This window comes from Caloramator fervidus (genome assembly GCF_900108045.1).
GTDB classification, from domain to species: domain Bacteria; phylum Bacillota; class Clostridia; order Clostridiales; family Caloramatoraceae; genus Caloramator; species Caloramator fervidus.
The window spans coordinates 1-23,593 of the sequence record NZ_FNUK01000024.1 but is presented as its reverse complement, the minus strand read 5'-3'; the positions used below and the strand labels follow the sequence as shown (position 1 = coordinate 23,593).

At 27.5% G+C, this 23,593-nt stretch carries 16 protein-coding genes and 1 other annotated feature; of the genes, 8 read left to right on the top strand and 8 right to left on the bottom strand.

What is annotated here, in order from left to right; translation table 11 throughout:
* Positions 1-103: 103 nt before the first annotated feature.
* On the bottom strand, positions 104-1,483 hold the full coding sequence (locus C4R78_RS08020; protein WP_103896550.1) for a hypothetical protein: 1,380 nt from the start codon (positions 1,481-1,483) through the stop codon (positions 104-106).
* Positions 1,484-1,493: 10 nt separating this feature from the next.
* Positions 1,494-2,312: a GTP diphosphokinase gene (gene yjbM / locus C4R78_RS08015; protein ID WP_103896549.1), complete on the bottom strand. Its 819-nt coding sequence runs from the start codon at positions 2,310-2,312 to the stop codon at positions 1,494-1,496.
* 126 nt (positions 2,313-2,438) lie between these two features.
* Between yjbM and C4R78_RS08010 the strand changes: the two genes are divergently transcribed.
* The 3 genes from C4R78_RS08010 to C4R78_RS08000 are packed head-to-tail and all read left to right on the top strand — an operon-like array spanning position 2,439 to position 7,244.
* The gene (locus C4R78_RS08010; RefSeq protein WP_103896548.1) at positions 2,439-3,686 is read left to right on the top strand and encodes a hypothetical protein; all 1,248 of its coding nucleotides are present in this window, start codon (positions 2,439-2,441) and stop codon (positions 3,684-3,686) included.
* A gap of 2 nt (positions 3,687-3,688) precedes the next feature.
* Complete coding sequence (locus C4R78_RS08005; protein ID WP_103896547.1) at positions 3,689-5,614, top strand: McrB family protein; 1,926 nt, start codon at positions 3,689-3,691, stop codon at positions 5,612-5,614.
* Positions 5,598-7,244 carry a nuclease domain-containing protein gene (locus tag C4R78_RS08000; RefSeq protein ID WP_103896546.1) on the top strand — a complete coding sequence of 549 codons (1,647 nt, stop codon included), beginning with the start codon at positions 5,598-5,600 and terminating at the stop codon, positions 7,242-7,244. The genes C4R78_RS08005 and C4R78_RS08000 overlap by 17 nt, the downstream gene beginning before the upstream one ends.
* 22 nt (positions 7,245-7,266) lie before the next feature.
* Here the strand turns inward: C4R78_RS08000 and argS are convergent, their stop codons facing one another.
* Both argS and C4R78_RS07990 read right to left on the bottom strand, forming a co-directional pair.
* Entirely contained in the window at positions 7,267-8,961 is a 1,695-nt protein-coding gene (gene argS / locus C4R78_RS07995; protein WP_103896545.1) for an arginine--tRNA ligase, read from the bottom strand.
* A 40-nt stretch (positions 8,962-9,001) separates the two neighbouring features.
* Positions 9,002-9,208: a binding site (T-box leader), on the bottom strand.
* Positions 9,209-9,266: 58 nt separating this feature from the next.
* A complete protein-coding gene (locus C4R78_RS07990; RefSeq protein ID WP_103896544.1) occupies positions 9,267-10,418 on the bottom strand; it encodes an aminotransferase class V-fold PLP-dependent enzyme in 1,152 nt (383 codons plus the stop codon).
* A 99-nt stretch (positions 10,419-10,517) separates the two neighbouring features.
* Here C4R78_RS07990 and C4R78_RS07985 point away from each other — a divergent pair, with 99 nt between their 5' ends.
* Positions 10,518-11,240 (top strand): gamma-glutamyl-gamma-aminobutyrate hydrolase family protein, encoded by a 723-nt coding sequence (locus C4R78_RS07985; RefSeq protein WP_103896543.1) that lies wholly within the window; start codon positions 10,518-10,520, stop codon positions 11,238-11,240.
* A gap of 94 nt (positions 11,241-11,334) precedes the next feature.
* Here the strand turns inward: C4R78_RS07985 and C4R78_RS07980 are convergent, their stop codons facing one another.
* From C4R78_RS07980 to C4R78_RS07970, 3 genes are read right to left on the bottom strand one after another with little or no spacing between them, the layout of a single operon-like run.
* Entirely contained in the window at positions 11,335-12,387 is a 1,053-nt protein-coding gene (locus C4R78_RS07980) for a flavodoxin family protein (protein ID WP_173689759.1), read from the bottom strand.
* Positions 12,384-13,613 (bottom strand): lactate/malate family dehydrogenase, encoded by a 1,230-nt coding sequence (locus C4R78_RS07975; RefSeq protein WP_103896542.1) that lies wholly within the window; start codon positions 13,611-13,613, stop codon positions 12,384-12,386. The genes C4R78_RS07980 and C4R78_RS07975 overlap by 4 nt, the downstream gene beginning before the upstream one ends.
* 9 nt (positions 13,614-13,622) lie before the next feature.
* Positions 13,623-18,401 carry a nicotinate-nicotinamide nucleotide adenylyltransferase gene (locus C4R78_RS07970; RefSeq protein WP_103896541.1) on the bottom strand — a complete coding sequence of 1,593 codons (4,779 nt, stop codon included), beginning with the start codon at positions 18,399-18,401 and terminating at the stop codon, positions 13,623-13,625.
* Between the two features lie 207 nt (positions 18,402-18,608).
* On the opposite strand from C4R78_RS07970, the gene C4R78_RS07965 reads away from it, so the two are divergent.
* Positions 18,609-19,196 carry a metallophosphoesterase family protein gene (locus C4R78_RS07965; protein ID WP_103896540.1) on the top strand — a complete coding sequence of 196 codons (588 nt, stop codon included), beginning with the start codon at positions 18,609-18,611 and terminating at the stop codon, positions 19,194-19,196.
* 14 nt (positions 19,197-19,210) lie between these two features.
* Here C4R78_RS07965 and C4R78_RS07960 read toward each other — a convergent pair whose 3' ends face one another.
* A complete protein-coding gene (locus C4R78_RS07960; protein ID WP_103896539.1) occupies positions 19,211-21,103 on the bottom strand; it encodes a BMP family ABC transporter substrate-binding protein in 1,893 nt (630 codons plus the stop codon).
* Positions 21,104-21,212: 109 nt separating this feature from the next.
* Here C4R78_RS07960 and C4R78_RS07955 point away from each other — a divergent pair, with 109 nt between their 5' ends.
* The 3 genes from C4R78_RS07955 to C4R78_RS07945 form a co-directional block, all read left to right on the top strand.
* Positions 21,213-21,515 (top strand): Dabb family protein, encoded by a 303-nt coding sequence (locus tag C4R78_RS07955; RefSeq protein ID WP_103896538.1) that lies wholly within the window; start codon positions 21,213-21,215, stop codon positions 21,513-21,515.
* A gap of 96 nt (positions 21,516-21,611) precedes the next feature.
* Positions 21,612-23,237, top strand: a complete 1,626-nt coding sequence (gene glgP / locus C4R78_RS07950) for an alpha-glucan family phosphorylase (RefSeq protein ID WP_103896537.1) — start codon at positions 21,612-21,614, stop codon at positions 23,235-23,237.
* Positions 23,238-23,365: 128 nt separating this feature from the next.
* A partial coding sequence (locus C4R78_RS07945) for a transposase (RefSeq protein WP_173689758.1) occupies positions 23,366-23,593 on the top strand: 228 nt, incomplete at its 3' end.

Sequence of the window (23,593 nt, the reverse complement as noted above, 5' to 3'; positions counted from 1 at the left end):
ACTTCGTATATTATTATATTTCGACATAAAAAAAGAGAATCCTTTTTTTGTGATGGATTCTCTTTTTAAAATTATACTTTGTCAACAATCTGAAGGGAGATTTTTATAATCTCCCTTTATTGTTTTTAGGCGAGAATACTACATAAATAAGATAAAATAGTGTTATTATTGAAAAAGGTATAGAGTATTTGTTTAAATATTTTTTTATGTTCCTTAAAATTCTAAAATTTCCTGTTAAAATGCCAAGATTATAACATTCATCTTGTATAAGTGATAGTAAAAATTTTCCAGATTTTAATATATTTTCAAAATCACCTCCATTTTCAGATGAGATTAATACATATTGAAAATTAGAATCACTTATTATATTTTTATTAGTTATGTAAAAAGAGTTTAGCTTTAACATTTTTATTATATTATTAGCAAAACTATTTTCTTTTTCGGTATAACTTATAGAAATATCTTCAGAAGTTCCAAGATTATCTAAAATCAAAACATTGCCATTGGGTAAGTTATTATATACATTATTTAAGTTATCGTTTAGTAAATGGCCAGATAAAAAGGCAAATATTATTGTTCTGTCTGGAATTTTAGCTCGTTGGGCTTTAATGGCATTAATTGCCTCAAGAACTAATGATGGAGTTGTTAAAAATTCATTGTTTTGATAACTCACATTTGGTAGTTTAAAATAGTAGTCATAATACGAAACGATTATTAAGGGTTTTAATAATTTGTTTTTTCCAGGTAATACTGCATATATATCTTTGAATTGAGATTTTTTTATAAAGTTGCCTGCAAATATTTTGATTTTATATCCTTTTTTAGCGTATTTTTTAAGTTCGTTAAATATATGAGGATTTATTATTATTTTAATTAAACCTTTGTCATTAATAGAAATGTTGCTGTCATAAAGTCCACTACTAAAGACTAAATCCTCAGAAAACGCAGGGGATATAACGCATTTAACGTTTTTTGATAAAAAAATATTATCTAATTCCTCAATGTTTTTATAATTATAAAGATCTGTTAGTATTATTTCTTTAGTAATATCTTGGTTAAACTTATCAACATATTGAAATTCGTTTATTATTTTACCTCCAACATAATATCCTTTAAAATCTTCAAAAAAATCTTTTCCGTATATGTACCTTTTTATAATTGTTCCACCTTTTGAGACAATTTCCATATTACTTTGGAATTCTTGAATAGGGAAATTACGGTACCAACAATGGATGTAACTGTTGTTTAAAGGTTTTAGTTTGTATTCTAGTTTTTTTTCTAAGTAATACGATGCTTTATTAATATAATCTAAGTGGTTTTTAGATTGCTTCCAACTATTATAAAAAAAATTGTAATGTGTTTTAAAATTATAAACAGAATACAAGTCATTTTTAAAATTTTGACCTATATTTGATATTAGTATAAGAAAAGTTAATATACCAGCTAATACTATATTTAAAAATTTTCCTTCAAATTGATCCATAACATCACCATTATTCCTCTATTTGAAATAGCTGAAGGCGAGTTTGTTGAACTTTATCGTTAAGTTCATCTAGTAACTCTTTTAATTCAACTATATCTCCTTTTTCTAGCAATTTATTAAATTTATCTTGATAGTCAGTGGATTCTGATATCTTTCCTAAGGAATATAAAGTTATTATATTATCTAATATGTCAGATATAATGCTTGATTTAACTTCAAACATTTTTTGAGCTTCGATTATTTCTTCTTTTATTTCTGACATTTCTTGATCGAGTAAAAAAGCAAGTTCTGCCGCTCTTTTTAGTCTATCCTTTATTTCTTGAGGTATACTTTGTTTATATTTATAGTTTAATGAATGTTCTATAGTAGCCCAAAAATTCATAGCTAATGTTCTAATTTGTATTTCTGCTAAAACTTCAACTTCTCCTTCTGTAGTTTGAACTGGATACTTAATAATTACGTGATAGCTTCTATAACCGCTATCTTTTTTATTTTTTACATAGTCCTTTTCATAGACTATTTTTAAATCTTTACCATCTCTTTGACGAATAATTTGAACTACTTTATAGATGTCCTCTACGAATTGGCACATAATTCTTATACCTGCAATATCTTCCATTTCCTCTGCAATTTTGTTTAACGGGATATCTAATTTTTTGGCCTTTTCTAATATACTGGATATTTCTTTAACTCTTCCTGTAACAAATTCTATGGGAGAGTACTCATTTTTGCTTCTATATTGTTTTCTTATGCTTTTAAATTTAATTTTTAGTTCCTCAACTGCTTGTTCGTAAGGTATTAAAAATTCCTTCCAATCTTTAACAAGCATATTCTTCGCTCCTTTCCTTTCTTATTTTAGCAAAAATAATTGTTTTTTTAAACAGAAAAATCAAAATTAAAGGAAAAATTGACTTTTTATAGAATTATATATAAAGAAGCAGATGGAGGTGTTTAAATGAATGTAGTTGAACTATATTTTACAATTGCTGATTATGATGTTTTAGTTAAAATAGCGAATAAATGGAAGATAAATGTAAAGGGGTTTGCTAATGTATCGAGGGCGCCGGAAATATTATTAAGGAAAAGCCTTATTTTAAAATTTAATAGTAAGCATGATATGTTTAAAAAAATGTTAGAAGAAATTTATGGGTTTAAACTAAAAGAGCTAGATATTAAGGATGTAGATGATTTTTTATATACATTTTTATCTTATCCTTTAAAGGAAAAGGTTCCTTTTCATATACCTTTAGGAATGTTAATTTTACTTTTCCCTGATTTTGTTGAAGATAACTTAGAAGCTATATATGATAATTTTATAAACAAAAGACACATATTTGAAGGATTAGTTAAGAAAATTGAGTTAACAAAAGAGAATTGTTATGAGGCTATGGAAAAATTATTACAGCTTAAAGATCCTATTGATTATTTTTCTATTCTTGAATCTGAGGCTCAAGCAATGATGAAGTTTATAAATCAGGAGAAAAATTTTAGTGACCTTAGAAAAAAATTTAAAGGTATGGAGTTTTTTGAGTTTGCTAATTATTTTATAGAAAATAGAGAGCATATACCAGATTATATATCTGTTTTAGCATATGTATCGGAAAATATTAAGAGTATCCAATCAATGCCTATTGAAAGGAGAAATTTTTTTAATAAGTTGGTTTCAGATGCTATTGTTTGTTTTAATATTGACTTGTATAGAGAGATTCAAAATAAATTGAAGGAATTTCAAGAAAAAAGTAATTTACTAGAAAAAGAAATAAGAAATAAGGAAGAAAAAATACATGTTATAGAAAAAGAAATAGAAAATTTACAAAAAAGTTATATAAACTATAAAGAAAAAGTAGAAAAGGAATTGGAGGAAATTAAACACAATTTAGAGGAAAAAGTTAAACAAGAAGAAAAAGATATAAGCCTTTTAAATGATAATACTATTATTACAAACTTTAGTTATGATAGAATTTTTGATTCAATAGGAAATTGTAATGTTATTAGCCCAAGCAATTTAGAAGTATTAGATAACTTTGATGATTATAAAGGAGTTATTTTTATTCATAGGAATTCCATAGATTCAACAAAAGATTTATTAGAAATTGAAAAGTTTTTAAGGAATAAAAATCTTGAATATCATGTTATATTTGGAATGAATGTGGAAGAATTAGTAAGAAACATCATAATAAAGAAGAAAAATTTGGAGGGTTAATTATGAAAGGTATAAGGCCAGAAGATATTAAATCAATACAAGATTGTTATTTATTAGGGTATTTAGCTATAGATGAAAAAATATTTCCTTCAATAGGTGAGGAGCAAAAAGCAATAACATATTTAAAAAAGAATCCTGAGTATGTATTATTTTACATTAAGCCAATATCTGTAATACCTAAAAAAATATTTGAGCTGCCAGGACCTTTTGAAAATAATTTATTCATAGGTTTTGAAAAGGCTTTAGAGAATATTCCTATGCCTCCTGATTTTTGGAATGAAAGGGACGTTAAAGTAAAAAAAGAGAGGATTTATGATAAATTAGTTAATAAGCTAATTCTATTTAAACCTTACATGAAAAAAGAAGAAAAATCTAAAAACGAAATATATTATAGAAATTTAGTTATATATGATATTGAAAGTTCTAATATAGATTTTTCTAAAATGTATGTTCCTATTCCATCACCAAGTATGTCAAAGTATGAGTTTGAAAAGGCTATTTTGCAACAAGAACCTATTGATTTACCTTTATATAATGATGAATTTGAAAATCCTGAAATATTAATATGTGGTGATTATATTTATGGAAATTTAAATTGGATTAATCAAAAGGGAAGGAGATTTTTAAGTAGTATAGGAGATATTAAAAGAATTAAATTTCCAGAAGATTTTTTTGAGAATGTAGCATACAAAGTAAGCGATGAGCTTTTATTTATTTCAGAAGATTATTTAAAAGTTTTAAAGGATTTAATAGAGAGGGATGGAGTAAATATATTTACAGGTGATGAATTAAAATCCTTTAAAGATTCTGTGAAAAGCGAAACAAAATTTTTAGAGAAGTTTAAACAATATGTCCTTAATGAGGGTCTTTGTTATAGGGATATAGATCTTTATAATTTTCATGTTTGTTTAAAAACAAATCCTTTAACAATAATAAGTGGTATGGCAGGAACAGGAAAAACAAGATTAGCTATAGCTTATGCAAAGGCTTTAGGATTAGATGAAGAACATTATGTTGTAATACCTATAAGCCCAGCTTATACTGAACCTTCAGACATAATAGGATATCTTAATACTTCAAAAGAAGAATTTATTCCTTCAGAAACAGGTATAGCAGATATTTTAAAGAAAGCTCAAGATAGAAAAGAAGAACTTTTTATGATAATATTTGATGAGATGAACTTAAGTCAAGTAGAGTATTGGTTTAGTCCTTTTATTTCTCTTTTAGAAATGAAGGAAGATGAGAGAAAGTTGATTCTTTATAATAAAAATTCAAAATGTAAGAATAGAGAAGATTATCCGCCTTATATTAACATAGGCGATAATGTTATTTTTGTAGGGACTGTTAATATAGATGAAACCACCAAGGATTTTTCAGATAGACTTTTAGATAGAGCAAATGTAATAAATTTAGAAACAATTCCTTTTAGTGAAATGAAGGATATTTTTAAAAACAAAGGACAAATTGACTTAAGCGAAAAGTTTGTAGAAAGCAAATATATGCGTTCTTGGAGAAGAAATATTGATATACCAATAGATGTTTTTAAAGATGTAGAACTTAAGTTTTTTGACAAATTACATAACTTGTTAAATAGCTTTGATAAGCAAAAAGGTGTTTCATATAGGACTCTTCAACATATAGCACTTTATATTTTAAATATACCAGAAGATGATAAAGGTCAAAGGCTTATAGATAGGGGAAGGGCTATTGATATTGCAATAAAACAGAGAATATTAACTAAAATAAGAGGACATCAAGAACAATATGGAGCTTTAATTGGAATATGTGAAAATAATGAGATTAAAGATAGTCTGCTGTATCAATTATTTACTGAGGATTTAGCACAAAGTATTTCTGATTTTAAATACTGTTTGGCAGAAATAAAGAGAAAGGCTGAGGAGATGTATTACAATGGCTATGCATCATGATTTTGATGCAACAGTGATTTTTACTGTTGATAATTTTGATAAGGAGCAGGTAATGAAATTAAATGTGTTTTTTGATGATATATCTGAAATAAAGAAAAGTATAGTAGAACTTAAGGAGTGTTCAAAGGTAAGTGTAAGTTTTCAAAGTAGTGATAAAGATAGTTTTTTAGAGATAAAAAATATTTTTACAAATCAAGGTGAATTTATAAGAATAAATCCAAATGAAACTAGAAAATTGTTTGAAGGACAAAATAGATATTCGGTGCTTTTGCCGGGGGATTATTTGATAAGAATTTTTATAAATGGAAGGTATTATTATAATGTATATTCAGTTCAACCAAGGCATATAAGTGATTTGCAACTTAAAAATCTTAGAGAGTATTTAAATAAAAAAATAAATGGTTTATCCTATAATTTAAATACATCTTTGTATAAAAGTAAAATAAAAACTAATAGGTTTAATATTAATTATTTAAAGATTATGGATGTGTGTAAAAAGGATTTTTATATTTTAATAAAAACTTTAGATGATATAATAAAAAATCCAATAACAGAATTAAAAAAGAATTATATAAAGGGTCAAAATGTTAAAAAACAAGATATAAAAACCATAAGATTTTCAGGAAAAAGAAATGGTGGAGAGCGCTTAGAAATAAGAAAGGTGCCTAGTGTTAATTCTTTAGAAAACAAAATTTTAAAAGGAATATTGATAAGCTTACTTAAAGAATTTAGAAAAATTGAAATGTATTTAAATGAATTAAAAAATTATATTTTAGATGATAAAAATAGTATTTTAAGAAAGTTAAATATAGATAAAAAAGAAATAGATTTTTATTATAAAGATATTAAATGGATAGGTAACGTTTTATCTAAATATATTAATTTTTTTAGTGAAGTAGATACCTGTTTTAAAATTATTCCAGTAAAAAATATATTAAAGAATCCAAAATATAACAAGGTATATGAGATATATAAAAATTTTATTGATTATGTTAATTATTATGAACCAAATTTTAAAACAACGGATGTTTTATATGAGTATTTTACATTAATTGTGCTTATGGAAGCCTTAGAAGATATGGGATTTAATTTAGAGGATTCAGATTTAAAGAGGCTTTTAAGTCTTAGATTTGTCGATTTAATACCAAGTGGAACAAGTGCTGTTTTAACAAGGGATAACATAAGATTAGAAGTTTGGTATGAAAAAGAACTTAAAGCTTTGTATCAAGAAGCTTTAAAGGATGATACATATTTTTATACCCATGCTTCAAATAAATTGCCGGATATTAGATTAGATATTTATAAAGATAACAAATATATTAAATCAATTATAATTGAAGCAAAGTATAGAAGATTTTCGTATATATGGAGTGATGTAGAAAATAATGAAACTATGATACAAATAAAAAATTATAAAACTACTATTCATTATATATCTAGAGAATTAAAAAGGCCCATTCTTCCAATAGAAAAGGTTATAGTTGTTTATCCTGGGCAGCCAGATATGGACATTATTATAGAAAAAGAATTTGGAGATTATTTATTTTTACAGTTAAGGCCTGGTGCATCATTAAATGAAATAGTAGGATATACGGAATTGAAGATGATTTTAACGCAATTAATAGAATAAGCCCCCTTACAGGGGGCGTTTTTTACATTCTTTCAACAACATCAATACCAAGAAGTGATAGTCCGTTCTTAATTACTATAGTTGTTGCATCTACTAAAGCTAATCTTGCATTTTTTAGCATTTCATCTTCAACAGATAATATAGGATGTAAGTTATAAAATTTATTAAATGTTTTAGCGACATCAATTATATATCTTGTTAATATTGAAGGTTCATACTTTTCAAGAGCATTTATTATAACATCATTAAAGGAAGCTAATAGTTTGATTAACTCAGTTTCTTCCTGAGAATTTAATTTTGAAAAATCTGTATTTGATATATCATATCCATTTGCCTTTCTTAAAACGCTTCTTCCTCTTGCATAAGAATATTGAACATAAGGACCAGTTTCTCCATCAAAGTTTAGTATATCTTCCCAAGAGAATATAATGTCTCTTTCTCTGTTGTTTTTTAGGTATGTAAATACAACAGCTCCTATTCCTACAACTTTTGCAACTTCATCTTTATTTTCTAAAGAAGCGTTTTTCTGTTCTATTAATTCTTTAGCTCTTTCAATGGCTTCCTTTAATAAATCTTCTAAGAATATTACATCTCCTTTTCTTGTTGAAAGTTTTTTATCAGCAAATTTAACTAATCCAAATCCAACATGAATACAATCATCAGCCCAGTCAAATCCCATTAATTTAAGAGTTGTAAATACTTGTTTAAAATGAAGGGTTTGAGGAGTTCCAACTACATAGATGTTTTTGTAAAAATCGTAGGTTCTTTTTCTATAAATAGCAGCTGCTAGGTCTCTTGTTGCATATATTGTAGCCCCATCTGATTTTTTAATTATACAAGGAGGCATATTATATTCATCTAAATTTACAACTAAAGCACCTTTGCTTTCTGTTAAAAGTCCTTTTTCTTGAAGCAATTCAACAACTTCATCCATTTTGTCGTTATAAAAACTTTCGCCTGCATATGAGTCGAATTTAATTTTTAACATGTCGTAGATTCTATTAAATTCAATTAAACTTACCTCTTTTATTTTTTTCCAAAGCATAACTTCTTCTTCTTTTCCATCTTCTAAATTTTTAAAATGCATTCTTGCTATATCTTCTAAAGAAGGATCTTTTTCAGCTTCTTCATGAAATTTAACATAAATTCTAAGGAGTTCTTTTATAGGTTCTTTTTCTAGAGCTTCTTCGTCAACCCATCTTTTATAGGCTGCTATTAATTTACCAAATTGTGTTCCCCAATCGCCAAGGTGGTTTATTCCTACACATTTATATCCTTGAGACGAAAACATTTTATAAAGAGCATTTCCAATAGCGGTAGAGTATAAGTGACCTACATGGAAAGGTTTTGCTATGTTAGGGGAAGAAAAATCTATTGTTATAGTTTTTCCTTTGCCTATATTTGAATGGCCATACTTTTCCTTTTCAGTTAGTATTTTAGAAAGTGTATTTTTAGCTAAATAAGATTTGTCAACAAAGAAGTTAAGATATCCTCCTACTGCTTCAACTTTTTCAAAACCTGATTTATCTATTTTATCTTTTAATTCTTGAGAAATAAGATTAGGAGCTTTTCTTAAAGTTTTTGCAAGTTGGAAACAAGGGAAGGCAAAGTCTCCCATATCTGGTTTTGGTGGAATTTCTATAAGTTTTTCAATTGTTTCGGTAGAAAGGCCTGTTAATGTACTTAGACGTTCAGATATTATTTTTTTATATTCCATTTTTATCCCTCCCTAATTATATAAATTAAAGCCGCCTCAGTTAAGAGACGGCTTTACCGCGGTACCACTCTTTTTGGCATATGCCCACTCGACATTTTAACCCTATTAAAGGGGCTTACCATACTTGCCAAAGGCTTTCCGGCAGCGTCTTAAGGGTTCTTTTCTCTTAAGTAACCCTACAGGGCTTCCACCGTCCCCTGCTCGCTAAAGGGATCCTTAAGATACTCCTCCCCATCATCGACTTTTAATATTTATTTTGATAAATATTATATAATAAAAATTTTTTAACTTCAACTATAATAAAATTATAGTTTAGAAATTTTTTCTATGCATTGAATAGCATATTCTATATCTTCTTCAGATGTAAAGTATCCAAAGCTAAATCTAACGGTTCCTTTTGGGAAGGTTCCTAGTGTTTTATGGGCAAGAGGAGAGCAGTGTAATCCTACTCTTGTCATAATTCCATACTGATTATCTAAAATAAAAGCTGCTTCAGAATTATCTATGTTTTTAAAATCTAATGAAATAACAGCCATTCTATCATAAGATTCATCTGGGCCTACTAATTCTATGTTTTGTATTTTTTTAATTTCTTTTATAAATTTTTGTGTTAATTGTTTTTCTTTGTTTCTTATTTTATCTAACCCGGTATCTAGTATGAATTTTAAAGCAGCATTTAAGCCAAATATTCCAGGAATATTTAGTGTTCCAGATTCAAATTTATCTGGTAAAATTTCAGGTTGTGTATATGATTCAGAAAAGCTTCCCGTTCCTCCTTCTATTAGTGGTTTTATTTTCTTAGCAAATTCACTAGTTACTAGAAACCCTCCTATTCCTTGAGGCCCCAAAAGACCTTTATGACCAGTAAATGCTAATGCGCTTAAATTTAAATCGTAAAAATTTATATCTAATATTCCAGCTGTTTGTGCACTGTCTAATACAAAATCAATGTTATTTTCTTTACATATTTTCCCTATTTCTTTTACGTTTTGAATTGTTCCAGAAACATTTGATGCATGAGTTATGACAAGAAGTTTTGTATTTGATTTTATGTATTTTTTTATTATTTGAGGATCTAAATATCCTTTATCATCGCAAGGTAAAATGTCAAATGTTATGCCTTTTTCTAATAATGAATATAAAGGCCTTAAAACAGCATTATGTTCCATGGAAGAAATTAGAACGTGGTCTCCTTCTTTTAAAAAACCTTTTAAAATCATGTTTAAACTTTGAGTTATATTCATAGTGAAAATTACGTTCATAGGTTCATCAAATTTAAAGAGTTTACATAAAAGTTCTCGAGTTTCATACACAACTGAACCTGCTGTATATGAACTAAAATGAGTTCCTCTCCCAACGTTGCCTCCTATATTTTCTATAAAATTAATTATGCTTTCAGAAACTTTTGGAGCTTTAGGAAATGAAGTTGCAGCATTATCCATATATATCCTTTTCATATTTTATCCCTCCTTAATTTTATTATACAATAAAATTTTTTCAATTACTTTTAAATTTCTAAAAAAAGGTATATTATATTATTAACGGAGGTGATTTAAGTGAAAAAACCTTTTATTGGTATTACGGCTGATTATTTTATTTCACAAGAGGGGTTGTATGTTGGGCAAGAAAGATTTTTTTCGGCTAAGGATTATGTTGATGCAGTTTTAGAGGCTGGGGGTATACCTGTTATAGTTCCTATAATTAATAAAGAGTCTGACCTTTTACAAATAATTGATCAGCTTGATGGAATCATACTTTCTGGAGGACATGATGTAAATCCTATATATTATGGAGAAGAGCCTTCAAAACATGTGGGATTTACTTATACTCCAAGGGATCTTTGTGAACTTTTTATTGTTAAGGCGGCAATAGAAAAGGATATGCCAATATTAGGGATAAGCAGAGGACAACAGATAATGGTAGTTGCATTTGGAGGGAAGCTATATCAGGATATTAGTGAAAATGAAAAGGCCTATATAAATCATATGCAAAATGCTAACATTAATGATATAGGACATTATGTCAATATTGTTCCTGGAACAAGGCTTCATAGGATATTCGATACAGATAGATTGCTTGTAAACAGTTTTCATCATCAAGCAGCAAAAAGTGTTCCTAACAATTTTATAGTAGCTGCTACATCTTCCGATGGAGTAATAGAGGCCATAGAGCATAAAAATAAACCTATTATGGCAGTTCAATGGCATCCAGAGATGATGATTAAAAAGCATCCCATAATGTTAAGGCTTTTTGAAGAATTTGTTAGTTGGTGTAAATAAACATGCTCCTTTGAGCATGTTTATTTATTAAAAAAATAACCCCCATTTAGGGGACAAGAGGTGAGCATACAATATGATTATACTTTATTTTTGGTTAATTATGCAATAATTCCTTTTTGATTATATTAGCAAAATTTTCTGCTTTTTTTTCTATGTTTTCTACTTTAAGAATAGTCCCAGGGTCATTTGCTATTTCGGATATTACAAAATATGGAGGAAGTATAAATCCTTTATTAATATTTAAAGCTCCCAATATTTGTTTTGCCACATTATCTCCACCTGAATTTCCAGAAACTACAACTGCGTATATCCTTTTATCATAAAATTTAATTTTTCTATAAAGGGCTGTTAGCCTATTAATTACAGCAGAAAGATTAGCGGAGATAGCATCGTTATAATTTGGGCATATCCAAATTATAACATCTGACTTTTCAACTTCTGGATATATTTCTTCTACCATTATTCCACCATAAAAACAACTTTTTTGTTCACTAAAATGTATACAAGTTTTAAATGAACACCCTATGCAGTCCAAAACAGTTCCGTTTTCAACATGAAGTTCTTTAATATCAAAGTCTGTTAAGTTATTCATAACTAAATGCCATAGCATTAAAGTGTTTGAAGTTTTTCTATTACTAGCATGTAAAGCGAGGATTTTTGGTTTTGGAATTTTTTTAATTTCAAAATTCCATAATCTATCTCCTAATATTTTGCATTGCATATAGCATATTTCTTCAAGGGTTAAATTTAATGTTTTTTGCCATGTTAAAAAATTTTTAAAATCCTTTATAGCTTCAACTAAAGGATGGCCTATAAATCTACAGCCTAGGCTGTTAGCTAAAAAGATTACATTTTGTGAAGCAGATTTTGTAAAGTGATAGTTAGGACTTTTTGTTAATATTGCTGCTGTAGAGTTTGAAAGTGAGTCATTACCTAAGCTTACTAGTTTAGATAAAATCATATTTACATCATGGCAAAAACCTGCTTCATCAAGTTCAAGGGCAAATAAAATTTTTTTATTTTGTAATTTTTCAATTTTATAAGGAGAGTCAATTATTCTATAAGGTTTTCCTAAAATAAAGTTTTCAATCATGTTTTCAAGTATTTTGCTCTTTTTAGGAGAAGTTATAATATAAATTTCACTCATATTATTTCACCTAATTTCTTATAGCTTTCCTTTAATCTTTCTAATAGTTTTATATCTAAGAAATTTCTTTCTACTTCAATAAAACCATCTATAATTTTCATCTTACATCCAAAGTAAACTCCACCTATAAATGTAGAGCCATAAAACCATTCTCCTTTTATCATTGAGAGTATAGATAATGCACCTGATGAAAGAGCAGGGGCTATAAATGGTTTAAAACCTGTGTTTCTAATATCTATGTTGGCGTTTTTTACTTTTTCAGTTAATTTTTTAGATATTTCATCGTTGTAATTTTTAATGCTATTGGCTACTACAATATCTTTTCCATGGGGTCCAAATACTCGACCTTCATCTTTGTAAACTTCTGCACCTTCAATAGTTTTTGAATAAAAGTTTGCTCGTGCGTTCATAACTCCAAGTCCAAAACCTATAATTTGTTCTGGATAAAGTCCCTTATAATCAAGTTTTCCATTTTCATCTTTATTGCTTTCTAAAAAAGCAACTTTACATAAAAGGTCAACAGGATCTGAAATTATTGCTAAAATGCCTTTAAAATTGTTTTTTCTTGCTTTTTTTGCTATTTCAGAAACTATTTTGGAATTACTTTCAAATTGTAACATTCTAACATCGCCTTTTTCATTTAATCCAGGAACATATACACTTACACAAAATGCTAATATATCACAATTGAATATATCTTCCTCAGATATTTTTTTTATTTCAGGGTATTCATCTTTTGAAAAAGGTTGAAATATTTGATTTGCTTCATAAAACCATCTATTCATTTTGTTTTCATCTTTATCATATATACCTATTGATTGTATTATATTTTTTCCAAGAAGTCTTAGACCGGTAAGCAAAGTGCCACCAACATCTCCAAGACCTATTATATTTATATGTTTATATTTGGGTTTATAATTAAATATATCTTGCCAATTGGGGTAGTTGGAATTTACATAGATCATTTTCCTTTGGGCAATTTTGTATAAAAGGGCAGGAGGAAGAGAAATTTCTGTATTTTTTATGTTTAAAATTTCTATATCCTCCTCCTGCATAAAAATCTCATCTGGAAGTGTAACTACAAAGCTCCTTCTTGATTTACCTTTAGGCATTTTGCCAACAAAGTATATTTTATCTTTTTCTAGACATTCAATTTGGTTTGAGGTATTAAAATTAATATTCTCAAAGGATATTATTGCTTTATCTTCAAACTTATAGTATTTCATAGCAACACCTCATGTTCTGTTTATTATATCCTCCATCCTTTTTAATAATTCTAGATCATTTTCTAAATAGTGGCATGGTGATAGACTTAAATCTAAATTAACATCTTTACCATGGTCAGGACAGCGTGGAGAAATAAATACATCCCCTAGGTTAGATAAAGTTAAATTGCGTTCCCTTATTACTTCATATTCTACTTCAATGGTTTTTAGTATTTCATAGGAGTTTTCAAGACAAGTTTTTGAAAGTTGATATATTGACTTTGTGCTTGCGCCTTTTATAAAGGTAGGAAAAGCATATGGAAGTATTAAATTTATCGAAGGAATTAAGTTTCTTTTAGGGTATTCTCCCCTCCATAATATATCTCCCCCTATATATGGATAAAGCAAATTTTCATTGAACCAGTGACGAAGTTTTGGAATAAAATAAACACAGTCTACATTTCTATTTTGAATATCCATAATTTCTTTACCTTTACCTGATAAAATTCCAACTATTATTTTATGAACATTAATATTTTCTTTTTTTAAAAGAGGATCTAAGGCTTTTATCCTATATCCTTTATGAAGGATATCGTCAATTAATATAACAGGCCTATTAAAAGATTTTATTACTTTAATTTGATTTTCTATTTCTAGATAATACGGATATGCTTTTATTTTAAAGTTTTTTATGTCAGGAGCGAAAAATTTTTCAGTGTGCAAAGATTTTGTTACCGTGTTTGGAACTATAAGTCTGTTTAAAAAGTTACCAAAAGGAACACACATATATGGTCCATATTGTTTTGGATTTTGAGGTTCTAAAGGAACATTATTTTCATTACAAATTTTTCTTATAAGTTTTTCATGAATTATATCCATGTTTATAGGAAGCAACAAATGACCGGGATAAAGGTTAACAAGGGCTTTTAATAATTTTTTTCTAGTAGCGTTTATTGCTTTTTTGATATTTTTATTGCTTTTAAAGGGTTCTTTCATGAAGTTTTCAATATCAAGATTTATTGTACAAGGAGAGTTCATGTTAACTGCAAGTATTTTTTCTTTAGTATTAGGAATATTAACAAATCCGTAAAGTTGCAAAGTTTCATATATCATCTCATCTTGTAAATTTAAACAGTCTTTATAAATTGCATAATCATAATCTTTAGCTATGCAAAAAGTTAGAGTTTCTGTTAGCAATATTTTTTCTATGTTATCATAATATTCTTCTTTGTTTGTATATAGGGCATCTATCATTATGATTCTTCCAACTGCATTTTGACGTATGAATTCTGTAGCTTCTGAGTCATTTAGTTCAAGATATAGAGATGAATTTCTTACCCAATGAAAGGCTGAAAAGGCTAAAATTTTGTTTTTTTGTATATCTTTTATTATTAAAAATCTCACATTATTTTTTTTGGATATTTCAGTTAATTTATTTTTAAAATAGCCTTTATTTGTTTTAAATAAATTTAATAGTGAGTTAAAAAATTCATCATTGAAGTTTTCATAATATGATATTTCAATAGAAACTGTTTTGATTAATGACTTATACCTAGGCTCTCTTCTATAAAGACCGTATTCAAATATATACTTTTCTGCAAGGGGATCGACTAGTGCAGATATATCTTTGTTTTGGTCAATGTAATTTCTAATTTGTGTTGAGCTAATATCTTCATATTGAGGAGGTAAAGACAGCCTTATTATGTTTTTAAATTTTTTATATATTTTAAAATCAGTTTTTTCTTCATTAGTTAAATTTCTTCTTTCAAAGACTATATGTGGAAGGTCAAATATACTAAATTCTTCATTTTTTACTTTATAAGCTGAAGCATTTAATATTACATCGCTTCCAACGGTTAAATATATTTCAGAATTTGGATATAAGCTGAGTAATTTTTTAAGATCGTTTAAATTTGCAATATTTATTGGTATATCTTCTGGGAAAAGGTATATATTCAATTCATCTGCAATTGAAAGATTTATAATATTTCTTCTTAATAGGTTTGGTAGGGTTTGTTTAGACCAAGAAAATTCATCTACTTGAAGGTAAACAGTAAAGCCTAAATCTCTTATAGCCTTTGCAATTTCTTTATGGCTTAAAGAAAATGGATCAAAACTTCCAGGGAAGAAGGCTATCTTTTTTTCAGGTTTAATTACAATTTCTCCTTTTGTATTAGTATAATCTGAAATAAACCTATATATATGGTTTAAGGATGCAGCATTTGAAAAGAATTGAAGGTCATCATTTTCATCTTCAGGAATTAAAGTCAACAATTTTTTTGCTATAAGCATAAATATTTCTAGTTTTTGTGTATAAGACAAAGTTGAATTTTCAAAAATTATTTTGCCAATTACATTCATAGCTGTTCTTTTTATTGATTTTTTGTAATGAACTAGTCCATTCATTAAAAAGCCTAAGAGTCTGTTTAGTCGTTGTTGAAATTTGCCTTTGTCTTCATAAAAGTTAATTTTATAGTTAAAGTAATTTATTATTGATATACCTATCGTTTTTAATAATAATATGTTTATTTGACTTCCTGAACCTTTTATTTTATCCTTAAAGTCATCAACAACTTCGTCAAGCTCATTTGGTTTTAAATATAAAATGATTTGGCCTAAGTATTCAGGAATATACTTAGTAAATTGATAGCCTTCTATTTCAAGAGCTCTTAAAAGTTCTACCACTATGTCATTTCTTTGTTCCATAGTAAGGTGTGGAATTAGTTTAACTAGCGTTTCGCCAGCTTTGTTTCTTACACTTTCATATGCGCTAACTTTTAGTATGTTACAAAAATGTATAGCTATGTATAATCCGTAGGATTTTAAGTTGTTTAGTGCAAAATCATATAAAAAATCTATTTGTATTTTTTTAAGTATCCAATTTGTTGCTGTTTTTAAATTACTAAGGGATATTTGGGAAATCTTATCTTCGTATTTACCTATGTTAAAATCTATGTTTATACCTAATTTTAATAATATTTTTATTTTTAAATATTCTTCTGCTTCATACTTATTTATGTTTATGTTTTTAGTTAGATAATTGGATATTTCATTAATTTTAGGTATTTCATTATACTTTGTTATAAGTTCATAAATTGTATCTAATGATGCAAGTTGAATGATTTTATCTGATGAGTATAGCATATTAATAAGAAAATCTATAAAAGCTTCATCTTCTTTTTCTATAGGGATATATTTAACGGCATTTATTAAGTATATTAAGTAATTTCTTTTTTCACATGAATTATTTGTATATATATCTTTCAATATATTTTTAAATAACTTAATTTGACTTTCTTTGAGGTTTTTAAATAGAGAATTTAACATATAAGCAAAATTATATCCTAACCATTCTTTATGAAGTTCGATAATGCGTTCGTCAGGATTTAAGAATAATTTTACATAGCTTTTAAATAAATCTAAACTTGTAATTGCAGGGTGTTCTATAGTAACATCTTCAGGAACTTCTTTTCTGTACTCTTCATCGAAGGTTGCAATTAACGTTCCTATAAGTTGCGCACATTGTCTTCTAATATCATCTTCTGGGTTTATCATTTCATCATAAAGGAATTTAAGCATTAAAATTTTTTGATGTTGTGTAAGGTATTGGTAATATTCCTCAAAAACGTCTAAATATTCTCTAAGATTATTTTTATTATTAAGGCTGCGGGCTGCTTCTAAAATTGAATTTAATGAAGATTCACTTCTAAATTTATGCATAAGATTTATATTATGATAAATTGCAAGAAATTTTAAATGGTTAGTTATATCATTGCCTTGTAATAATGAATAATTTATTTTTTTAGGTTGAATTTTTTTAGGTTCTGCATATGGGTCAACATTTATTCCAAGATTAATTAAATAATCTTCAAAATCCTTAAGTTTTGCATAAACCTTTTTATATCGTTTTTCTTTTTTTTCATCTAAGTTATCTAGTTTTTCAAGAATAACGTTAAAAGATTCAGCAAGGCTAAATATGTGCATTTCATTTTTGTTGTTTATATTTTTATTTTTAACTCTAAAATCTGAATAAATTAATATAAGGGATTCTATTGGTAAATTTTCAAGCTCTAAATCCCATGTTGAATGATTAACTGCTATGTGGCCGATGTATGATATATTATTTTTTTTAAACCATATATCTGTGTAGTAGTAATGAAGATAGGGGAGTTTTTTAAGTTCTTGAGGTCTACAGCCAAATTTACCTATATCATGACCTGCAGCGGCACCTGAGATTTTGGCAAGGCTTATAGGAAGTCCTGCTTCCTTTATTTGTCTTCCTATAAATAAAGCAAGGTGATGGACGCCACATATATGATCTAAAGTGTTATGTTGGGTTATTTCTTTATGTAATTTCATAAGTTCGTATATATTTTCTTTTTCAAATGCATTAACAAAGTTTTTATATTCATCCTTTAATTCTTCTTCTATATCTTCGTCTTTTAAAAAAATCAGTGGGAATTTACTTTGCCATGTGTTATCTTTGGATTGTTTTTGTATTTTATTCATTATTGAAAATACTTTTAAAAAAAATTCACATACGGGTTCGTAATCTTTACATAATTCTATTGTTACTGCATTCTTAAAAGATTTTGATAGGGTATACTCGTATAAATAATTTAAAAAATTATCAGGAATAGGACCAACTTTTGATAAAAATTCTTTAGTCTCGTTAAATAATTGATTAGCAGTAAACTTTTTTTGTGCTATTAATTTTTCCAGTGTTTTTAAAAGATTTTCTGTATTTAAATTTAAGTTATAGTTTCTTAGTATAATTTCAAGTTCTTTTCCTATATTTATATTGTCCATTAAAATCACCTCAAAGGTTAATTTATTTATATTATCTCAAATATTTAAATTTCCTTCAATAAAATTGCTATTTAAAAATGCAGAATTAATTTACAATTTTAAAAATATGTTTTATTATAAATTATGTAGTATTTGCATTGGCAAAAAGAAATCCCCATTTCTTAAATAGGGGAGGTAGTTACAACATCTTTAGAAAGTAGGGTTATTGTGAAAATTTTACTGCTTTCAGATGTGGAATCAAAGTATATATGGGATCATTTTGATGGGGAAAAGTTTAAAGATATAGATCTTGTAATTTCTTGTGGGGATTTAAAAGCACAGTATCTTTCTTTTGTTGTTACTATGATTAAAGCACCTCTTTTTTATGTTCATGGCAATCATGATGTAGAGTATATTACCAATCCTCCTGAAGGATGTGAGTGTATAGATGATAAATTAGTAATTTATAAAGGGATTAGAATAGTTGGTTTAGGTGGGAGTAAATACTACAACAGCGATATATTTCAATATACAGAGTTACAAATGGAGATGAGAATTGCCAAATTAAAGCCTAGGATTTGGTGGAATAAAGGTTTTGATATTTTAGTAACCCATGCGCCAGCTTATTCCCTTGGTGATGGACAAGATTTGTGTCATAAGGGTTTTAAAGCTTTTAATAGATTGCTTGATAAGTATCAGCCTAAATATTTTTTTCATGGTCATGTTCACTTAAATTATTCAAATATGCAAAGGATTATTAAATATAAAAATACTACTATAATTAATGCATATAATTATTATATTGTAGAATATTAGGGAGGGGGTCCTCCCTAAATTATTTCAACTCCATCAACAAACCAATCCATATTCAATATTTGTTCTAAAGTTGCTACTTCATCTTGTTCAACTCTTAAGTTACCTTCTTTATCATATATTGGTCCAGTAAAGGGATGAAATAAGTTATTTATTATCATTTTTTTCATATGTTCTACTAATTTTTGGGTTTCCAAAGGTATAAAATCCTTATAATAATATATATCTAATACTCCAGAGTCTATACCCCACCAGAAATTAATAAGTTTATTAGTATTATTGAATATATCTGAAATAATACTGTTTGTTAATATGCTTTTTAATATTTTTTCATAAAAAATCCCCCATCTCCAGATTGGAGCAGCAAGATATTTTATTGGTTTTTTATTTTCTATTGATGTTAACATAGAATATACGCCATATTCTTTTGTTATAGGATGGTTTTCATCTATTGTTATGTTAGCAATTATATCAGCACCAGATTCTATGAGTTTGTCATCTGCATCTTCGTTTTTATTTTTGCTATACCATTCATTTGTCCAGGATACTAAAATTTTAGAATAAGGATTTACAAGTTTTGCACCTAAAGCAAAAGAATTAATAGAACTTATAACTTCTGGTGTTGGACTTGTTGCTACATATCCTATTAAATTTGATTTAGTTAAAGCCCCAGCTATAATTCCAGTTAAAAATCTTGGTTCGTAAGTTCTTCCAAAGTAGTTTCCAACGTTAGAATAAGGACGATATTCAGAGCAATTAAAAAATTTGATATTAGGGTATTCTATGGCACATTTTACGGTGGAATTTAAAAATATAGGGCTTGTTGTAAAAATGACATCATATTTTTTTTCACAAATGCTTTTTATAACATCGTAGGATTTTTCGTTTATAGGAACATTGCTATAATAATCTGTGAGAATTTGATCTTTAAATATTTCTTGAACATACCTTCTACCTAGCTCATGGGCATATGTCCACCCAGAGTTTTCAGGATTTGAAGCATATATAAAGGCTACTTTTAAATTCTTTTTTAGATTAACAAGAGAGCTTATTGTTGAAATTATATTTTGATTTTTATTTTCAGGTGAGGTTTGTATTTCTTCTTCATCAATGTTTGAAAAGGATTTAAGTACAGGAATAAGATTTCTAATTCTTTGGGCAAGTAGGGTATCATCTATATCTGTTGGTAAACCGTATAAATTAATGTATTCTAAAAAAGCATCGCCTGTTGAAATAGGAAGTTTATTGCCTCCTTCATTAAGATAAATTCTTCTAAAGTTTAAATATATGTGTTTTTCAAAATACTTATATTTATTTTCTTCAAATTTTAAACCCTTTGGATTAAATTTTTCTAATATTTTTAAAAGTTTAGAAAAACTTCCAAGTTTAGTAAAGTAAATAGAATTTATTCCAGTTATTTTGTTAAAGTTTAAAAATTCATAATATATTTTTATTTCAAGATTAGTTTCGTCATATTTAGGAATAAGTCTTGTAATTTCAGCATAAAATGAATAAACATTGAAATACTTTAAAATACTTACTCTTTTGTTTCCTTCAACAACATAATACCAATTTAGATATTCATATACCTTAATAGGGTCTCTTATGCCTTCATTTAAATGAGCATTACAAAGATTCACCCATTTTTTGCCGAATTCTGTATCATAAGCTAAAAGGGGCATGAAATTTTTTGCAAAGGAACGACTCCTTAAATAAGTGAATGTTCCAACTATTTTTTTTAATGGTATTTCTTTAATTCCTAAATTTATTTCTGAAATAATTTCTGTATTTTTTAATATTCCTTCTAAAGATGGAAGATATCCTGATTGTCCTTTTGAAGCGTTTTTAGAATATTCTTTTAGTGCTAATTTTCTTGCTAGCTGATAATGTTCTTCTAGTGTTAGGTTCATTTAATCACCCCTAGAGGATATTTTTAAAAATAATATTACAATTAAAGGAGAGGAAAATCAATTAGAAAATCTAATATTTTATGGTAAAATTATTTTGGGGGTGTTTATTATGATTAAACATATTGTAATGTGGAAATTAAAGGACTATGCAGAAGGCAGATCTAAAAAGGAAAATGCTATTTTTATGAAAAATATTTTAGAGCAGTTAAAAGAAAAAATAGATGTTATAAAATCTTTGGAAGTAGGATTAAATTTTGCTGAATCCGATGCTGCCTTTGATATAGTTTTATATTCAGAGTTTGAAACAAAACAGGATTTAATGGCATATATTAATCATCCAGAACATCAAAAAGTAGTTGAATTTATTAACAAGGTTAAAGATTTACGATATTTTGTAGATTATGAGGTATAGGGGGGATTCCCCTTAAAATTTTATGCAAACGATTGCATCAAAGACTAATATGTATTAAAATAAGAATATAAATAGAAATAGTGAGGGGGAAAGATGATGAAGAAATTACCTAAAGTTGCTTATTTTTGTATGGAATATGGTTTAGATCCTAAATTTAAAATTTACTCAGGGGGGCTTGGAATTTTAGCAGGAGATATATTAAAAGCTGCTAAAGATTTGAATTTTCCAATGGTAGGTATAGGTATTAAATGGAAGCAAGGATATGTAGATCAATATATTTCTGAAGATGGAAAAGTTGTAGATACATATAGAGAATATAATTATGATTTTTTAGAAGATACAGGTATAACTGTAGATGTTGAGATTAAGCAAAGAAAATATACTTTAAAAGTTTGGAAGGTAGAAAAATTTAACAATGTTCCGCTTTATCTTTTGGATGCAGATGTTGTAGGAAATGAAAATAGGTTAATCACGTCTCAATTATATGGGTGGTTTGCAGAAGAGAGAGTTGCTCAAGAAATAATTTTAGGAGTAGGTGGAATAAGAGCTTTAAGAAAGCTTGGTATTGACGTTGATGTATATCATTTTAATGACAATCATCCTGTATTTGCAGGAATAGAACTCATTAGAGAGAAAATGGAAAAGGGAATGAATTTTAATGAAGCTCTTGAAGCTACAAGAGAAGAAATAGTGTTTACAACCCATACTCCTGTTCCTGCAGGTAATGAGGTTCACTCCCATAGATTGTTAGAATACATTGGTGCATATTTGAACCTTGACTATTGGCAAATGAAAAGATTGGGTGGAGATCCTTTTAGCATGACTGTTGCAGCTCTTAGAATGAGTAGAATATCAAATGGAGTTGCTCAGCTTCATAAAGAAACTGCAAACAATATGTGGAAAAATGTAGAAGGTGCTTCAAAAATTATAGGAATTACTAATGGGGTTCATAATGGTACATGGCAAGATAAAAGAATAGTTAAGGCCTTTAATGAAGGAAAAAGCCTTTTAGAAGTTCATAATGAATTAAAAAAGGAACTTATAGAGTTTGTAGAAAAGAAAGAAGGAATTAGATTAGATGCTGAAAAATTGTTAATAGGTTTTGCAAGAAGAGCAGCGCCATATAAAAGGAGCAATTTAATATTTTATGACGAAGAAATTATAGGTCCATACTTAAAAAGTGGAAAGATTCAAATAATATTTGCAGGAAAAGCACATCCAAATGATTATGAAGGTAAAAATATTATTTCTGATATAGTAAAAATGACCCAAAAATATCCAAATAGTGTAGTTTTCCTTCAAAATTATGATATGGAAATAGGTGCTATGCTTACAAGAGGATGTGACGTTTGGCTTAATAATCCAAGACGTCCTCAAGAAGCTTCAGGAACATCAGGAATGAAAGCTGCAATGAATGGTGTTTTAAATTGTAGTATTTTAGATGGATGGTGGCCTGAAGCATGTATTCATGGTGTAAATGGCTGGCAGTTTGGTGATGGTTTTGGAGTAGATGATTTTCAAACTTTAGAAGAACTTGATGAACATGATGCTAAAGCTCTTTACAAGGTTCTTTTGGAAGAAATAGTTCCAACTTATTATAATAATAAGAAAAAATGGGAAGAAATGATGAGAAAAAGTATAGAAACTACACAAGAAAGATTTTCAGCAGCCAGAATGTTAAAGGAATATTACGATTTAATGTATATAAAAAGAAAGCCCTAAAGTTTTAACTTTAGGGCTTCAGATTGTTGACAAAGTATAATTTTAAAAAGAGAATCCATCACAAAAAAAGGATTCTCTTTTTTTATGTCGAAATATAATAATATACGAAGTAATAAAGGAGGATAAGTATGCTAACAATCAACAAAGATAAAATTCGTAGAGAACAAGTTGAATTTATCTCTGTTGACCAATTGGTTCCAGAAGATCATTTAGTTAGAAAAATAGAAAAAGCTATCAATTTTGATTTCATATATGATCTTGTAAAGGACATGTATTGCTTAAATAATGGGAGACCAAGCATAGATCCTGTTGTATTAATTAAAATAGTTTTAATTCAATATATGTTTGGTATAAAA

Excerpts from the sequence above, each read along its gene's own strand:
- C4R78_RS08020 (WP_103896550.1), bottom strand. The coding sequence starts at position 1,483 with ATGGATCAATTTGAAGGAAAATTTTTAAATATAGTATTAGCTGGTATA.
- yjbM (WP_103896549.1), bottom strand. The coding sequence starts at position 2,312 with ATGCTTGTTAAAGATTGGAAGGAATTTTTAATACCTTACGAACAAGCA.
- C4R78_RS08010 (WP_103896548.1), top strand. The coding sequence starts at position 2,439 with ATGAATGTAGTTGAACTATATTTTACAATTGCTGATTATGATGTTTTA.
- C4R78_RS08005 (WP_103896547.1), top strand. The coding sequence starts at position 3,689 with ATGAAAGGTATAAGGCCAGAAGATATTAAATCAATACAAGATTGTTAT.
- C4R78_RS08000 (WP_103896546.1), top strand. The coding sequence starts at position 5,598 with ATGGCTATGCATCATGATTTTGATGCAACAGTGATTTTTACTGTTGAT.
- argS (WP_103896545.1), bottom strand. The coding sequence starts at position 8,961 with ATGGAATATAAAAAAATAATATCTGAACGTCTAAGTACATTAACAGGC.
- C4R78_RS07990 (WP_103896544.1), bottom strand. The coding sequence starts at position 10,418 with ATGAAAAGGATATATATGGATAATGCTGCAACTTCATTTCCTAAAGCT.
- C4R78_RS07980 (WP_173689759.1), bottom strand. The coding sequence starts at position 12,387 with ATGAGTGAAATTTATATTATAACTTCTCCTAAAAAGAGCAAAATACTT.
- C4R78_RS07975 (WP_103896542.1), bottom strand. The coding sequence starts at position 13,613 with ATGAAATACTATAAGTTTGAAGATAAAGCAATAATATCCTTTGAGAAT.
- C4R78_RS07970 (WP_103896541.1), bottom strand. The coding sequence starts at position 18,401 with ATGGACAATATAAATATAGGAAAAGAACTTGAAATTATACTAAGAAAC.
- C4R78_RS07960 (WP_103896539.1), bottom strand. The coding sequence starts at position 21,103 with ATGAACCTAACACTAGAAGAACATTATCAGCTAGCAAGAAAATTAGCA.
- C4R78_RS07955 (WP_103896538.1), top strand. The coding sequence starts at position 21,213 with ATGATTAAACATATTGTAATGTGGAAATTAAAGGACTATGCAGAAGGC.
- glgP (WP_103896537.1), top strand. The coding sequence starts at position 21,612 with ATGAAGAAATTACCTAAAGTTGCTTATTTTTGTATGGAATATGGTTTA.